Origin of the sequence: Bacillus sp. JNUCC-22 (assembly GCF_018861275.1) — a bacterium.
Lineage (GTDB): Bacteria > Bacillota > Bacilli > Bacillales > Bacillaceae > Bacillus > Bacillus velezensis.
The window spans coordinates 3131161-3146834 of record NZ_CP076408.1 but is presented as its reverse complement, the minus strand read 5'-3'; the positions used below and the strand labels follow the sequence as shown (position 1 = coordinate 3146834).

General features: G+C 49.3%; 18 protein-coding genes. 16 read left to right on the top strand and 2 right to left on the bottom strand.

The genetic code is table 11. From position 1 onward, the window contains the following. Positions 1-40 precede the first annotated feature (40 nt). A complete protein-coding gene (locus JNUCC22_RS15365; RefSeq protein WP_012118419.1) occupies positions 41-196 on the bottom strand; it encodes a YvrJ family protein in 156 nt (51 codons plus the stop codon). 242 nt (positions 197-438) lie between these two features. Here JNUCC22_RS15365 and JNUCC22_RS15360 point away from each other — a divergent pair, with 242 nt between their 5' ends. The 5 genes from JNUCC22_RS15360 to JNUCC22_RS15340 all read left to right on the top strand — a co-directional run bounded on the left by JNUCC22_RS15360 (position 439) and on the right by JNUCC22_RS15340 (position 4782). Then, on the top strand, positions 439-975 hold the full coding sequence (locus JNUCC22_RS15360; protein ID WP_087920805.1) for a sigma-70 family RNA polymerase sigma factor: 537 nt from the start codon (positions 439-441) through the stop codon (positions 973-975). Further along, the gene (gene rsoA / locus JNUCC22_RS15355; RefSeq protein WP_003151778.1) at positions 972-1208 is read left to right on the top strand and encodes a sigma-O factor regulator RsoA; all 237 of its coding nucleotides are present in this window, start codon (positions 972-974) and stop codon (positions 1206-1208) included. Before JNUCC22_RS15360 ends, rsoA begins: the two co-directional genes overlap by 4 nt. Positions 1209-1381: 173 nt before the next feature. Then, positions 1382-2101: a response regulator transcription factor gene (locus JNUCC22_RS15350; RefSeq protein WP_003151779.1), complete on the top strand. Its 720-nt coding sequence runs from the start codon at positions 1382-1384 to the stop codon at positions 2099-2101. Further along, positions 2098-3840, top strand: coding sequence for a HAMP domain-containing sensor histidine kinase (locus JNUCC22_RS15345; protein ID WP_015240563.1), 1743 nt, complete (start codon positions 2098-2100; stop codon positions 3838-3840). The genes JNUCC22_RS15350 and JNUCC22_RS15345 overlap by 4 nt, the downstream gene beginning before the upstream one ends. A gap of 63 nt (positions 3841-3903) precedes the next feature. Next, positions 3904-4782, top strand: a complete 879-nt coding sequence (locus JNUCC22_RS15340) for an SMP-30/gluconolactonase/LRE family protein (protein ID WP_216061856.1) — start codon at positions 3904-3906, stop codon at positions 4780-4782. Positions 4783-4833: 51 nt separating this feature from the next. On the opposite strand, the gene JNUCC22_RS15335 is transcribed toward JNUCC22_RS15340, so the two are convergent. Beyond that, a complete protein-coding gene (locus JNUCC22_RS15335) occupies positions 4834-5625 on the bottom strand; it encodes an SDR family NAD(P)-dependent oxidoreductase (RefSeq protein ID WP_150941411.1) in 792 nt (263 codons plus the stop codon). A gap of 187 nt (positions 5626-5812) precedes the next feature. Between JNUCC22_RS15335 and JNUCC22_RS15330 the strand changes: the two genes are divergently transcribed. The 11 genes from JNUCC22_RS15330 to JNUCC22_RS15280 all read left to right on the top strand — a co-directional run bounded on the left by JNUCC22_RS15330 (position 5813) and on the right by JNUCC22_RS15280 (position 15642). Then, positions 5813-6757, top strand: a complete 945-nt coding sequence (locus JNUCC22_RS15330; protein WP_012118415.1) for an ABC transporter substrate-binding protein — start codon at positions 5813-5815, stop codon at positions 6755-6757. Beyond that, positions 6720-7766, top strand: a complete 1047-nt coding sequence (locus JNUCC22_RS15325) for a FecCD family ABC transporter permease (protein ID WP_025285248.1) — start codon at positions 6720-6722, stop codon at positions 7764-7766. Before JNUCC22_RS15330 ends, JNUCC22_RS15325 begins: the two co-directional genes overlap by 38 nt. Then, on the top strand, positions 7763-8989 hold the full coding sequence (locus JNUCC22_RS15320) for an ABC transporter ATP-binding protein (RefSeq protein WP_199022144.1): 1227 nt from the start codon (positions 7763-7765) through the stop codon (positions 8987-8989). The genes JNUCC22_RS15325 and JNUCC22_RS15320 overlap by 4 nt, the downstream gene beginning before the upstream one ends. After that, positions 8986-9555, top strand: coding sequence for a cob(I)yrinic acid a,c-diamide adenosyltransferase (locus tag JNUCC22_RS15315; RefSeq protein ID WP_007613687.1), 570 nt, complete (start codon positions 8986-8988; stop codon positions 9553-9555). The genes JNUCC22_RS15320 and JNUCC22_RS15315 overlap by 4 nt, the downstream gene beginning before the upstream one ends. Before the next feature lie 164 nt (positions 9556-9719). Beyond that, positions 9720-10988: an MFS transporter gene (locus JNUCC22_RS15310; protein WP_012118411.1), complete on the top strand. Its 1269-nt coding sequence runs from the start codon at positions 9720-9722 to the stop codon at positions 10986-10988. A gap of 166 nt (positions 10989-11154) precedes the next feature. Then, positions 11155-11535 carry a hypothetical protein gene (locus JNUCC22_RS15305; RefSeq protein ID WP_015240557.1) on the top strand — a complete coding sequence of 127 codons (381 nt, stop codon included), beginning with the start codon at positions 11155-11157 and terminating at the stop codon, positions 11533-11535. A gap of 13 nt (positions 11536-11548) precedes the next feature. Further along, positions 11549-12226, top strand: a complete 678-nt coding sequence (gene liaH, locus JNUCC22_RS15300) for a stress responsive protein LiaH (RefSeq protein WP_007410057.1) — start codon at positions 11549-11551, stop codon at positions 12224-12226. 105 nt (positions 12227-12331) lie between these two features. Continuing rightward, positions 12332-13201, top strand: coding sequence for a LiaG family protein (locus JNUCC22_RS15295; protein ID WP_015240556.1), 870 nt, complete (start codon positions 12332-12334; stop codon positions 13199-13201). A gap of 26 nt (positions 13202-13227) precedes the next feature. Next, the gene (liaF, locus tag JNUCC22_RS15290) at positions 13228-13953 is read left to right on the top strand and encodes a cell wall-active antibiotics response protein LiaF (protein WP_020956324.1); all 726 of its coding nucleotides are present in this window, start codon (positions 13228-13230) and stop codon (positions 13951-13953) included. After that, positions 13950-15032, top strand: a complete 1083-nt coding sequence (gene liaS, locus JNUCC22_RS15285) for a two-component system sensor histidine kinase LiaS (RefSeq protein WP_003151796.1) — start codon at positions 13950-13952, stop codon at positions 15030-15032. Before liaF ends, liaS begins: the two co-directional genes overlap by 4 nt. Continuing rightward, positions 15010-15642 (top strand): two-component system response regulator LiaR, encoded by a 633-nt coding sequence (locus JNUCC22_RS15280; protein ID WP_007410060.1) that lies wholly within the window; start codon positions 15010-15012, stop codon positions 15640-15642. The genes liaS and JNUCC22_RS15280 overlap by 23 nt, the downstream gene beginning before the upstream one ends. Positions 15643-15674 lie beyond the last annotated feature (32 nt).

Genomic DNA, 15674 nt, shown 5'->3' with positions numbered 1-15674 from the left:
AAGTGATGCGTTCCGATGAAAAGTCAACTTCGTGTGAAAATTAATTTTTCATTTTCTGATCTTTCAGTTCCGTCATCAGTTCGATCAGGGCGTCAAACTTCTTCTCAAACCGTGTGAGAAGATACATGGCAATCAGAGCCGGAAAGCCGAGATTGCCGATCTGTCTGACCGCTTCTTCTATAAAAACCTGATCCATTATCAGCCACCTCCTGACTTGACCTGCAGTCATGTATATAAGTGAAAGAAAGAGCGGCTCCTGTAAACCTGATATCCCGGTTGAGGATCTTTTTTTTGTTCCGGCAAATCCGGGACATAAGGAGTGCGGAATCTTAGTCGGAAAGGAGTAGTTTACTTTTTTTTGCTTTCTTTCATTTAATTTAAATAGGGGGCGGTTTTATGGACTATCAAGTTCTTTTACGGTCAAAATGCAAGGAAATTATGAAACATCCGATCGTTAAACATTTTTTAAGTGACCCAAAGCATTACGAGAAATTTAAAAATGTGCTGGAACATTCAGACGAGAAGGATGCAAAATCACTGGACGACCATTTTAAACAGTTTTATAAGGAAATCCGGATCATCAAATATATGAACTCTATGATCCGGATTTTCTCCATCGATTTTGACAAGCGCATCCGTAAAAATCAGAAGCGCTATCCGCTGACGGTGGATCAGCCGGAGGGAGGTGAAGCGCTTCCCTATGAAATGGGAAAAGATGCGTATGAAGAGTTTCTGCGGAAGCAGGGGGATTTGAGCCAGCATGTCCAAAACCGTGATTTATACGAAGCGCTTCAGACGTTAACCGATAAACAAAAAAGCGTGTTGACGAATATTTATCTTCACGGAGCGACGATGAAGGAGATTGCCGAGTCGCTGGGTGAATCACGGCAGAACATTTCCAATATTCATAAAAAAGGGCTCGACAATCTCAGAAAGCAGCTGGACAAGCAAAAAAAGGGGGAAAATAAGCAGTGAACGGGCCATTTGACTTCAACAAAGAGAACACAGATACCGACGAAATGGAGCTTTTGATTTCGCGTTTTTCGCCAATGATAAAAAAAAAACTGAGCAATACATCATACCAGGAAAGAGAAGATCTTGAACAAGAATTGAAGATTAAAATCGTTGAAAAAGCGGACATGCTGTTATGCCAGGAAGTGCCGGGTTTTTGGGAATTTATTCTTCATCTTATAAATGAAAGCTCCTGACAAAAGCGGCGGAATGATGGATATTCCGCTCTGACAACGTGAGAAAAACGAGAAGAGATGTCCGGTCTCGTTTTTCTTTTCTGTTTCCCCGCAAGACCTCCGCACTAAAAAGGTACCAAATCTTATCCATATAATGATATGATGAAAAAAACAAAGAGAAAGGAACGTCCAAGGTGGAAAATGCGTCAATTTTAATTGTAGACGATGAGAAGGCGATCGTTGATATGGTCAAACGCGTTCTCGTCAAAGAAGGCTATCACAACATTAAGACAGCCGGAAGCGCTGAGGAAGCGATCGAGTTTGTTAAACATGAAACCGCGGATCTGCTCGTGCTGGATGTGATGATGGAAGGCATGTCCGGTTTTGAAGCATGCACCGAAATCCGGAACTATACCGACGCTCCGATCTTTTTTCTGACCGCCCGTTCTTCTGATGCGGATAAGCTGTCAGGATTTGCATTGGGAGCTGACGATTATATAACAAAGCCGTTTAATCCGCTCGAATTGGCGGCGCGGATCAGAGCGACGTTAAAGAGAACCTATAAGCGCGAAGAGAAAACGGCGGTAAAGACGTATTCATACAGTCATTTTTCCTATTCACCGCAAAACGCCGAGCTGATCGTCGGGGGAGAGCCCGTCAGCTGCTCCGCACAGCTTCTGCAATTGCTTCAATATTTCTGTGAACACCCTGATGTGGTGCTCTCAAAAGATCAGATCTATGAAAAAGTATGGGGATATCCGTCTTACGGCGACAACAACACCGTCATGGTGCATATCCGCAAGCTCAGAGAAAAAATTGAAAAAGACCCCAGCAATCCGTCTTATATTGTAACGGTGCGCGGCCTCGGTTATCGGTTTATTCCCGATCAAGGAGAAAAAGGAACCCGCTCATGAGAATGCGCGGAAAATTTCTGCTCCACTTTTTCGGACAGCTGCTGCTTGTCATCCTGCTGATGTCCGTTTTGGCCGTCGCTTCTTTCTTCTATTTGGATTGGCGTTTCAGCGAAGCGGAAGCCAATGCGGGACTGACCAAAGCGACCGCGGACTCGTTTGAAGCGTGGCTTGATAAAAACGAAGACGGCACATGGGATGTCGATGAGTTTTTAAAGATGTCGGTCCGAAAGCAGAAGGGCTGGCTGCAGATCATTAATGATAATGAAAAAACGGACTACGCGTACAGAGTGCCGAAAGACGTCCCGAGCCATTACAGCAGAAAAGATCTCTTATCCATTTACCAGTACCGGAATTTTGACAACTACAAGCTGAATTACTGGACGGTCACGATAAATGATGAGACCTATTTGATTCTGTTCGGCTGGAAATCCGCCAGTGAGCAGCTTCTCACTTACATCGAATCACAGGAGCCATCCCTCGCTTCCCTTTCTCAATATAAAAAGAGCACGGTTGATTATATTAAACGGGAAAAAGGGGCGGTCTACCTTCTCGAAGACAGCGGCAGACTGCTCGGGGATATCAACAGCACGAAAAAAGAACGGAACACCGTCAATGAGCTTGAATTGCTGAAATACAGTTCCAAGCCGTGGAATTACAAACGGGAAATTTCTTTTAAAAGACTCGATAAAACGAAATGGATGGTCGCGTCGGTGCCGAACCCCGTGTACATCCCCGATCACGAGTTTAACAAATCATTTTTGAGAAATGTGATGAAAACCCTCTTCCTCTTGATCGGAATCCTGGTATTTATGATCTGCATCTTGACCATCTGGTACTCTTTCCGTTTCGGCTGGCCGCTGTTTCATACCATCAAATGGCTCGTCAATTTATCAAAGGGCCGGCTTGAAGAGCCGAAGAACCGCAAAGGACAGCCGGTCAGCAAAAACAAAAAAGGCAAAACAAAACAGCCGTTCCGCTTTTTCGCCGAGATTTTCGAATCGATGGATCAGCTGACTGACACGCTGAAGCGGGATAAGAAAAACAGAGAAAAAATCCAGGCGACAAGGGAAGAATGGATCGCCGGGCTGAGCCATGACTTAAAAACCCCGCTGAGCACGATTTACGGCTACAGCATGATGCTTGAATCGAAGCAATACGACTGGACCCCGGAAGAAGTCAAAGAAATGGGGCAGATCGTCCGGGAAAAATCAGAATATATGTCCAAGCTGATTGAGGACTTAAACTTAACATACCGTCTCAAAAACGCGGCCCTCCCGATCGAACGGCGGCTGATCAACGTCGTGCCGTTTATCAGAAACGTCACGAACGATTTCACGAAAAACACGTTCTCGGAAGGCTATGACATCGCCTTTGAAACCAAAAAGGAAGACATTCTTTTCGCCATTGATGAAGCGTGGTTCCGACGTATTCTGGAGAATCTGCTGGCAAACGCGGTTAAGCATAATAAGAAAGGGACCGCCATTCGGGTCGTGCTTGAGGAATCAGCCGAACAGCTCATTCTGAAGGTGAAAGATAACGGAAGAGGAATGGACGACGAAACGATTCACCAGCTGTTTAACCGTTATTATCGGGGAACGAATACGAAGGGACCGTCAGAAGGAACGGGACTCGGGCTCGCCATTGCCAAGGAGCTGGTTCACCTTCATAACGGAACCATCCATGTCAACAGCAGAATCAGCGCCGGAACGGTGATTACGATTCTTTTTAAAAAAGATTGAGTTTGGACGCCGCTTTGTCGGGAATAACAATAGAAGACTGACAAGCAAAAGAGGTGTTCACACATGGAAGCAGCATTACGAGCAGATACGAGAGCAGTTATCGGAGAAGGCCCTTTATGGGACAAGGACAAGCAATACCTGTACTGGGTGGATATACTGGGCAGCCAGCTGCATATCTTCACTCCGGCTGACGGAATCAACCGTTCCGTTAAATTCAAATCATTTGTCACGGCTCTGGCCTTGTATTCAAAGGAAGAGCTGGTGATGACGATGAAAGACGGTTTTTACCTGTACAATCTTCGGGAAGACACATTGACGAAGATGAAGCAGCCGAAAGATATGCGGGAAGATATCCGTTTCAATGACGCAAAATGCGACCCGTCCGGCAGATTATGGGCGGGAACGACGAGCATGGAAGGCAAAGAAGAGGAGGCTTCGCTGTACCGTCTGAATACGGACGGCAGCCTTGCCAAAATAAAAGACCAGGTCTCCACCTCGAACGGTTTGGATTGGGATCGGGACCGAAACTTGATGTACTATATCGACACTCCGACGCAGGAAATCGTCTGTTATGCATACGATCCTGAAACCGGAGCCGTATCAGATCCGAAAACGGTCTACCGCTTTCCGGAGTCGCAAGGATCTCCCGACGGAATGACCATTGACCGTGACGGAATGCTGTGGGTGGCTCTGTTCGGAGGCGGCCGTGCCGTCCGGATTGACCCGTTTTTGCATAAGGAAATTGCATCTATCGAAGTTCCGGCGAAATACGTCACCTGCTGCGCGTTCGGAGGCAGAGAATTGAACACGTTATACATTACGACCGCGACGGAAAAATTAACGGAAGCCGAAAGACTTGAACAGCCGCATGCGGGCGGCCTGTTTTCAGCAGAGCTTGAGACGGGCGGCTGGGAGCCGGTTCCGTTTGCAGGCATGATGTAAAAAAAAGCCCTGGCATATGGGGAAGTCCCCATTGTGCCGGGCTTTTTTGTGTTAAATGGAGCGGATGATGCCGCCTTCAACCCGCTGTGCGGTGCCATTAATGGCAGAAGCCGCTGATGAAGCGAGAAATACAATCGTATTGGCGACTTCTTCCGGGGTTGCATAGCGCTGAATCAATGATGTCGGTTCATTCACTTTAAAATAATCCCGGACGAAGCTGTCTGTGTCTTCTCCGGCAGCCTTTGCGGCTCCTTCCATGTAAGAAGCGACGCCTTCGGTCCATGTCGGTCCCGGCAGCACGGAGTTGACCGTGACATTTGTGCCTTTCGTCATTTCCGCCATTCCCCGGGACAAGCTGATTAACGCCGTTTTCGTCATTGAATACGGAATCATTTGCGCAAGCGGTTTGACACCGGCTTCACTGGAGATGTTCAGAATCCGTCCGCTGTTTCTCTCGAGCATTTGCGGCAGAAAACGCCGGCACAGGCGCACGGCGCTCATAACATTCACTTCAAAATACCGAGTCCATTCGTCATCAGACACCTCAGCGAAGTCTTTTACTTCAAAAAAACCGAGATTATTGACGAGAATATCGACTTCCCCGATTCCGCCGGCGCGCTTTATCAAGTCATCCGCCTCATCCTGACGCGATAAATCCGCAGCGATGCCGTGAACCGTTCCGTAAGCGGAAAGCTCCTCAACCGTCTGTTCCACAGTTTCTTTTTTTCTTCCGTTTATAATCACCTCGGCGCCTTCGGCTAAAAAGCTTTTTGCCGCAGCTTTTCCGATGCCTGAGGTTGATCCTGTAATCAACACGAGCTTTCGTTCAAGCTGTAATTCCATAATAATCCTCCTTTTTACACCATTGTGTAACAGTATACATGATGAATTTTAGCGTGTACGAACAATTTGCTTTCATGCAAAAAGGCCGGATATACAAGCCTTAAAGACTTATAGTATAATTACTGCGAAAAAAGGATACGAATGTCAAAGAGACAATCGTTTACCATAATCAGGGGGAGTTAAAAGAATGAAGAAGATCACTGCCGTCTGGGCGGCGCTCTTGGTCACCGCCTTTGTGATCGCCGGCTGTTCCGGCGCACAGGAAGAAGGAAGCGCGGCCAAACAAAAAGCCGTCTCAACCGAAGCATTCCCGGTAACCATTAAGGATGCCGCGAACGAAAAAGTAACCATAAAGCAGGCACCGGAAAAAATCGTTTCCCTCATGCCGAGCAATACGGAAATTACATACGCGCTCGGACTGGGAGATAAGGTCGCAGGCGTCACGACAAATGATACATATCCGAAAGAAGCGGTAAAAAAACCGAAAGTCGGAGACATGAATGTGAACGCTGAAAAAGTCATCGCGCTGAAGCCGGATCTCGTGCTTGCCCACGCGTCCTCTATGTCCGCTTCCGCCGATGCGATGAAGCAACTGAAAGATGCGGGCATCACCGTCTTAACGGTCAATGATGCGCAATCGTTCCAAGATGTGTACAAATCAATCAGCATGATCGGAAAAGCAGCCGGCAAAGAAAAGCAGGCGGATAAGCTGATCAAATCGATGAAATCCGACCTTTCCGGCATAGAAAAGAAAGCGGCGGCCATTTCTGAAAAAGACGAAAAGAAAGTATTCGTCGAAGTGTCTCCTGACGGCTACACGACGGGGAAAGGCACGTTTATGAACGAAATGCTTGAAGATATACACGCGAAAAACGCCGCCGGCAGCCAGACCGGCTGGGTTCAGCTGACGGATGAAGCGATTGTCAAAATGAATCCGGACGTCATCATTACGACAGACGGCGTAAAGGCCGCTGAAGTTGAAAAACGCGCCGGCTGGGGTGCCGTCAATGCAGTCAAACACCACAATGTCTATTCTGTTGATCCCGACCTTGTCACACGCTCAGGCCCGCGCCTTGTCAAAGGGGTCGAGAAGCTTGCAGAAAGCGTTTATCCTGAAACGTTTAAAAAGTAACCGCCCGCTGGCCTACACGGTCAGCCTGCTGTTTTTAGCCGTTTGTACGGCACTCGGCATTTCAATCGGCAGTCTGCATATTCCTTTATCCGACGTTTTTTGGATCGGGATCGGCCGGACATCCTCGGCTGACCCTATGAATGTAAATATTATGATGAATATCCGCCTGCCGAGAGTCGTTCTGGCTGCCCTTGTCGGAGCCGCGTTATCCATTGCGGGAGCGGCGTTTCAGGGACTTCTGAAAAATCCGCTCGCCGACCCTTATACACTCGGGGTATCTTCGGGAGCCTCGGCGGGAGCCGTTATCACCTTGTTTTTCGGCATTCAGATTCCCGTCATCGGCCGGTTCACACTACCGGTTGTCAGCATTGCCGCAGCGATTGCGGTCATGGCGGCGGTTCTGTTTTTCAGCCGCCTCGTTCATGCGTCGATGTCGGTTTCGACGCTCATTTTGACAGGCATCATCATGAATTCTTTTCTCGGGGCTCTCATATCGCTTGTGATCGCTTTAACGGGCAATGATCTGCTCCCGATTGTCCGCTGGCTGTTAGGAAGCGTGTCAATGAGGGGCTGGGGCTATGTCGCGCTGTTTCTGCCTTTTTTTCTGGCCGGGACGGCGCTTCTGCTTATCAATGGCAGAGAATTAAACATTATGACTTATGGAGAAGAAAAGGCAAGGCTGTTAGGCGTCAGTACGGGAAAAAGAAAATGGCTGATGATCGCCGCCGGATCTCTGCTGACGGGAGGAGCGGTTGCCGTCTCGGGGACGATCGGATTTGTCGGCCTTGTCATTCCCCACGTGACACGGCTTTTGTGGGGGACGGATCATCGCCATTTACTGCCGCTGTCAGCATTGACGGGCGCCGGGTTTCTCATTTTGGCGGATTTGTTTTCCCGCACCGTCATTGAGCCTGTCGAATTGCCGATCGGCATTATGACGGCTTTGGCGGGAGCGCCTGTGTTTGCCTTGATTCTGCTTCGCCAGCATCATGGAGGGAAACGCTTATGATCAGGGTGAGCAGCCTGTCCGGCGGGTACGGAGGCCGGATGATTGTGGAAGATGTCAGCTTTACCGCCGGAAAAGGTGAATTTGTCGGCATACTCGGTCCGAACGGCTCGGGAAAAACAACGCTGTTGAAATTGCTGACGGGAATGCTCTCTCCGTCAAAAGGCGAGGCGCTCGTAGCAGGCAGGCCCGTCGGCGGATACAAGCCGCGGGAACTTGCGAAAATCATGGCCGTTTTGCCGCAGCATACGGAGCAGGCTTTTACATTTACCGTTAAGGAAACAGTGTCCTTCGGCAGATACCCGTATCAAAAAGGACTCTTCAGACAGATGGATCAACATGACGAAGACATTGTCCGGGAAGCGATGGAAATGACGGGCATCGACCGATATGCGCAGCAATCCGTCCGCAATCTGAGCGGCGGGGAGCGGCAGCGCGTCTTTCTGGCGCAGGCGCTGGCTCAGCAGCCTGAGGTGCTGTGTCTGGATGAGCCGACGACCTTTCTTGATCTCAAATATCAAAAAGACCTGCTTGATACGGTGAAGCGGCTGACGAGAGAAAGAGGCCTGACGGTCATCAGTATTTTTCACGACCTAAACGCCGCAGGCCAATATTGTGATCAGCTCCTGATGATGAAAGACGGACGCGCTTTTCCGAAGCAGACGCCGGATCAGGCTTTGAAAAAAGAGACGATTGAAGACATTTACGGCATCACCGTCAGCGCTGTTGCCCAGCTATCGTCGCCGAAACCGCTGATCGCTTTCATGCCGGAAGCGCGGGAGGAAAGAGAGCCTGTCAACGTTCCGTTCGCCTCTCTGATAAACAAAAGCGGAAATACCGTAACGCTTCATACAGAACGGCCGTTCAGAATGTTGTCAACCGCATCTGACGGCCCGGGATTTTCGTGGAGCCGCCGGCTTTCCGGCTCAGCTGCCGCTGGTTTGATCTGCCGTACGTTTGATTCGGTCACAATTGCCGTGACTGCGCAGCATACCGTTTGGGTGCTGATCAGCGGACGTTTATCGGAACAGGGATTTGTACGGCTGTTAACGGCAGCGGCTGAAGCGAGAATGCAGGCTCTTTCCGGCAGACAGGCAAAAGGCGACATTGTCATTTGTGTCTTGCAGACAGGAGAGGCGATAGACGTCCCTCACGCGGAAAGAGCCGTCAGAAGAGGAACCGCGGCATGTGTAAAAGCGGCGGAAGAAGGAGGAATACAACGATGAAGCTGTATACGAAAACCGGCGATAAAGGACAGACAAGCCTGATCGGCGGCAGAACGGATAAAGACAGTCTGCGGGTTGAAAGCTACGGGACGATCGATGAGCTGAACAGCTTTATCGGGCTTGCGCTTGCGGAGCTTGATGATTGTGAGAATTGCGGTGATGTGAAAGCCGAACTCCGAAACATTCAGCATGAGCTGTTTGACTGCGGCGGCGACTTGGCGACGGTCACTGAACATAGAAGCTATACATTAAGAGAGACATCTATTTCCGCATTGGAAGACTGCATAGACCGTTATACGGCTGAAGCGCCCCCGCTTGAGAAATTTATTCTTCCGGGCGGGCATAAGGCGGCTGCTCAGCTTCACATCGCGCGGACCGTCACGAGACGGGCTGAGCGTCTCGTCGTCAAACTCGGCAAAACAGAAGAGATAAATGATACGGTGATGCGTTACTTGAACCGCCTGTCTGATTATTTTTTCGCGGCGGCAAGAGCGGTCAACGCAAGACAAGGCGTTCAGGATATAGAGTATGAAAGAAGCGCCGCGGTATTCCGTGATGATGAATAACGTTTTGTTCAGCCGGCAGCTGCAAGCCGGCTGTTTTTTTATAGAGATATCCATCAATTGAACCTTTATTGACAAGAGGAAAATGTATCTTATGCATTATTGACTGAAAAATTAAAAAATGAGATATTATAAGAAACATTGTAAAATAATGGGGGATTTGATAGATGGATACATATAATAAGAGCGAGAGCATCTGGAATAAAAATTTCACCCTTCTGTTTATCTCAAGGCTGGTTAAATTGTCAGGCGACGGTTTTGCCTTTAATTCCATTCTGTGGTTTTTGATTTTTGACGGGGAAGGCGCGATCGGCACGTCCCTGCTCATTGCGGTCACGTTCCTTCCGGAGGCGATGCTGGCGCCGATTACCGGGCCTTTTATGAAGCAGCATACGCTGAAATTCTGGATGTATTTCTCCGACCTGACGCGCGCGGCGGTCGTGTTGATCATTCCGGTCTGTTACTTTAACGGTTTTTCTCCTTTATGGTTTGTCATGCTTCTCATGATTGTGCATTCAGCCACGGGAGCCGCTTATAATCCTGCATCTATCTCATTAATCCCCAATATTGTCGGAGAAAGCAGCCTGCAGAAAGCGAATGCGGTCATCCAGTCATCAGGCCAGATCGTCAGGCTTGCCGCCATTACGCTGAGCGGGGTGTTCTTAACATTTATCAGTCCCGCTTATTCTTTGTTTATCGCTCTTATATTCTATCTTCTATCAGGTTTTCTCGTACTCTTTATGTCATACCAAGTCCAGCATGCCAAACAGGATCCAGTCGCCGTCAGACAGCGCGGGACGTATTTCGGAAGGCTCAAACGGGGTTTCGTTCTTGTCAGGAAACACCAGATTTTATACCCGCTCGCCATCTATTGTATCTTCATGAATTTTGCGGCCGCTCCGTGGGAGGCGCTCTCTGCCGTTTATGTCGCCGAAGATTTAAACATGCCGCCGATCATCTACTCGCTTTTGAAAGCGACAGGCACGGGCGGAGCCTTTTTAATGGGTTTTATTTTGGCTAAGGTGAAGGTGAACAAATACGGTCTCCTGTTTGTGTCAGCGGGAATCATAGAAGGAGCGGCATTTTTCATCACCGGCCTCAACACTTTTCTGCCGCTCGTCTTCCTCGCCGCGTTTGCGTTCGGATCTGCCGTCAGCGCTATTAATGTGCCGGAATATACGATTATTCAGACGTCTGTGGACCATGATGACCAGCCGCAAGTCTATGCCGTCATCCATATGATCTCAAACATATCCATTCCGCTCGGCGCGGTTCTTTGCGGATACGCGGCTAACGCCTTCGGTCCTGGAAAAGTCATTGCCGCAGGCGGTCTCGTTGAAGTCCTGTCCGGTCTCGGAATATTGTTCTTTACGAAGCTGGCCAAAGCCGAACGCTCAGATCTCATCAGGGAAAAAGAAGCGAGCATCAGAATATAGATTTTTCATAAAACGCCCTGCGCCGTCTGGTGCAGCGGCGTTTTTTTATGCGAAGGTCCGGGGGCTTATACGACTCCGGTCTGATATGAAAATCAATCTCTGACTCGTTTTGCCGGCCGCGGGATTTGTTTATAGTAAAGACAAGGAAAACGAAAGGAGGATCTGCATGAATATAAATGGTAAAACGGCAGGCGGCTTTCTGCTGATTGTGTTCGGACTTTCTGTCTTTTTCGGAGGAGGCCATTTCGCATTTATCATCCCGCTGGCGATCGGAGGCCTGATGCTTTACTGGGGAATCAAACGTTTTTCAAAAGGCCGGGCGGTATCGGGTATCATCGCGGGCGTCATCGGAGCTATGATTCTCGTCGGTTCTCTTCCATTTATCGTTGCGATCGGACTGGCCGGCGCCATGGTGTATTACGGGTGGAAGATGATGAAGCAGGGCGGCTCAGATACCGCTTCCCGCCAGTATGAACCGGAAGCGGCATCACCGGGCTATCAATCCGGATTTGACTCTGAATGGGAAGAATTTCTGAAGAAAAAATAAGGAGGAAGACAAAATGGTCTTAAAAAGAATAAGAAATATGTTCGTCGCATCTGTTAACGAAGGGCTTGATAAATTAGAAAATCCGAAAGTCATGCTGAATCAATATGTGCGTGATATGGAAAGTGACATCGCTAAGGCGAAACAAACGATTGTCAAACAGCATACGATCGTCCATCAGTTTAAGAAAAAACAGGAAGACGCCTCCGAAACGGCGGCAAAACGGAAAAATCAGGCTCAGCTTGCTTTTGACGCCGGGGAAGAGGAGCTGGCGAAAAAGGCGCTGACTGAAATGAAATACCTTGAGGGAAAAGCGGCCGAACATGAAAAAGCGTATGAGCAGGCGAAAACACAGCTGGCAGAGCTGAAAGAGCAGCTGGAAACTTTAGAAACGCGCCTCCGCGACGTAAAGGATAAAAAACAGGCGCTCATCGCCCGCGCGAACGCGGCAAATGCGAAGGAACATATGAACGCTTCTTTCGACAAAATTGACAGCGAAAGCGCCTACAGAGAGTTCCTTCGAATGGAAAGCCGCATTGAAGAAATGGAAGTCCGCGTCAAATACGGCACTTCAGCTGAGGCGAACACAGAATACAGCCGCTCCCAATATTCAGACGAGGTGGAAGCTGAGATTGAAAAAATGCGCTCGCTTTCTCTGGAAAAAACAGAGCGTCAAAAAGCGGCTCATGAATAATGTGCACAAGGGAAGATCGGCGCGTTTACGCCTCTTCCCTATACGCACGTATCAATTCTCCGGCTTTTCCTTTATAATAAAATGAATGAAAAAGGATGGAACGTAATGAAGCGTAAGATTGCCAAAGGACTGATGGCGGCGTCCGTTCTGATCTGCTGTCTGTTTTTGGTGAAAGAAGTGTTTGCCGGGCGTTTTTTTCCGCTGTACGAAACAGAAGCGGAATCGGCAAGCATACCGCCGCGTGCCGTCAACAGCCTGTCGGTTTCATCGGAACAGACGGATGTAAAAATCATCGCGGAAGCGCGGAATGATATCGCGGCAAACATGACGGGACCGGCGGGGAAAATGTTTGTCCAAAGCAGGGGAAAGACCCTCAATCTTAAAGCGAAGGAGAAAGGGTTCCAATTTCTGAATCTCTTTCAGCGCCCTCTGCTGATTGTCCGCATTCCGTATGATTATCATCGGGACATCACCGTCCATACATCAAGCGGCAGCATTGCCGTCGACGGAAACAAGGGGCTGTCTCTTGCGCACCTCGGCGTCCGTTCTGTAAGCGGGAACATGTCGCTGAAGCACGTGAAGACGGATGTGTTTGAAGCGAAGGGGCTGTCGGGCAATCTCACAGCAGCAGGCCTTGCGGCAAAAACGGGGGCTGTCCGTTTATCCTCGGGACATGTCGGGCTTCAACATGTGGCGGGCGCCCTTGACGTGCGGGTCGCTTCTGGCAGTGTCGATGCCTCGCTTGAGACGGCGGATGCTCCCGTATCCGTCAGGCTTGCGAGCGGCAGCGCAGCGATCAGCCTGCCGAAAGACGGAAGTTTTACGGTGAACGCCGAGACGGCAAGCGGAAGGATTCGGCCGTCTTATTCCTTTGAGAAAACGAGTAAGGAAGGCGGGGCATTTACCGGCATGAAAGGCAGCGGCGCCAGGCCGATTGATATAAAAGTGACGAGCGGCAATATTGCACTGCAATAGTCAAGGAAAGGAGGGGCAAGCAGCTGATGGCAAAAAAACAGATTCTCGGACTTATCATCGCCTTATTAGGCGTCAGCATGTTTTTGCGTATTATCGGCATCGGCGACTTCTTGTTTTGGCCGCTCTTTTTTCTGATCACAGGTTATATTTTTAATAAATATTCCCGCGGCTGGCTCGGCTCCGTCCTGTATATCTTCGCCGCTTTTTTATTTTTGAGGAACCTGTTCAGCGCCACCTTTAACCTGTTCGGCTATGCCTTCGCCGCCTTTCTCATATACGCGGGCTACAGGCTCCTGAAAGGAAAGCGCGTGTATGAACATAAAGAGAAGAAAATCAATCTTGAAAAAGAAGAAAAGCCTTCCGCCCAGACGGAAAGCAGACAGCCGGACCTCCGCAGCTTTTTTATCGGCGAGCTCCGGATGATGAAGGACCCGTTTGAGCTGAATGATTTAAATGTTTCCGGATTCATCGGCGATGTGAAAATTGATTTGTCAAAAGCGATGATTCCCGAAGGAGAAAGCACGATGACCATCAGCGGTGTCATCGGCAATGTCGATGTGTACGTCCCGCCGGATATCGAAGTGTCCGTCAGTTCATCGGCTTTTATCGGCGATATGAACCTGCTTGGCTCTAAGAAAAGCGGCATGAGCCCGAATCTGTATAAAGTATCGTCTGAGTACGGCGACTCGCCGCGGCGGATTAAAATTTCAATTTCGTTATTCATCGGCGATGTGGATGTGAAGTATTTATGAGGAAAAAATTACTCGCCAATATTCAGTGGCGCGCCATGCGGATGACCGCGGGACTCAGTCTGCTCCTTTGCGCGGTGTTTATTACGCTGATGCTGCTGTATTACGGGCTTGACCCGATGCTGCTGTTTTCTTCCGGCTGGTTCGGTATTCCGTTTGTGGTCATCCTGCTTTTGGCGTCTCTTTCGGCCGGATTGATTTCCGGTTATGTATACGGCGGCCGCCTTAAAACAAGAATGGATACACTGATTGAAGCGGTTTTGAAATTTGAAAACGGCAATTTTGCTTATCGGGTGCCGCCGCTCGGCGATGATGAAATCGGTCTGGCGGCAGATCAGCTCAACGAAATGGCCAAGCGGGTCGAGCTCCAGGTCACATCGCTGCAAAAGCTCTCCAACGAACGTGCGGAATGGCAGGATCAAATGAAAAAATCGGTCATCACTGAAGAACGCCAGCGGCTGGCGCGCGATCTGCACGATGCCGTCAGCCAGCAGCTCTTTGCCATTTCTATGATGACATCCGCCGTCTTAGAGCAGGTGAAAGATGCGGATGACAAAATCGTCAAACGGATTCGCATGGTTGAACATATGGCGGGGGAAGCGCAAAACGAGATGAGAGCGCTGCTATTGCATTTGCGGCCCGTCACTTTAGAAGGAAAAGGCTTAAAAGAAGGGCTGATTGAGCTGTTAAAAGAGTTCAAAGCGAAGCAGCCGCTGGATATTGAGTGGGACATCAGCGATACGGGTGTGTCAAAAGGCGTTGAAGACCATCTGTTCCGCATCGTGCAGGAGGCGCTTTCCAACGTTTTCAGACATTCAAAGGCGACCAAGGTCACCGTCAGGCTCGGCGCGAAACATCAAAAACTTCAGCTTAAAGTCATTGATAACGGGGCGGGTTTTACGATGGATCAAGTGAAAGCATCCTCATACGGCCTGCATTCCATCAAGGAAAGAGCGAGTGAAATCGGCGGCATAGCGGAAATTATCTCCGTAAAGGGAAAAGGCACGCAGATCGACGTGAAAGTCCCGATTTATCAGAAAACAAAAGGAGAGAACGACAGTGATTCGAGTGTTACTGATTGATGATCATGAAATGGTCAGGATGGGTCTGGCCGCATTTTTAGAAGCACAGCCGGACATTGAAGTCGCCGGTGAAGCATCAGACGGGCAGCAGGGCGTCGATCTGGCCGCAAAGCTTTTGCCGGATGTGATTTTAATGGACCTCGTCATGGACGGCATGGACGGTATCGAAGCGACAAAACAGATCTGCGCGACACTCAATGACCCGAAAATCATCGTGCTGACGAGCTTTATTGATGACGACAAAGTGTATCCGGTGATCGAAGCGGGAGCGCTCAGCTATTTGCTGAAAACGTCCAAGGCGGCAGAAATAGCCGAAGCCATCAGAGCGGCTGCCAAGGGCGAACCGAAGCTTGAATCGAAGGTGGCGGGAAAAGTGCTGTCAAGGCTGCGCCATTCAGAGAATCAGCTTCCGCATGAAACGCTGACAAAAAGAGAACTGGAAATCCTCTGTCTCGTCGCGGAAGGCAAGACGAATAAAGAGATTGGTGAAGAGCTGTTCATTACGATTAAAACGGTGAAAACCCACATTACGAATATATTGTCAAAGCTTGATGTCAGTGACCGCACGCAGGCAGCCGTATATGCCCACCGCAATCATCTCGTGACATAAGAAAAGGAGAGCGGTGCCAGCACACTCTCCCG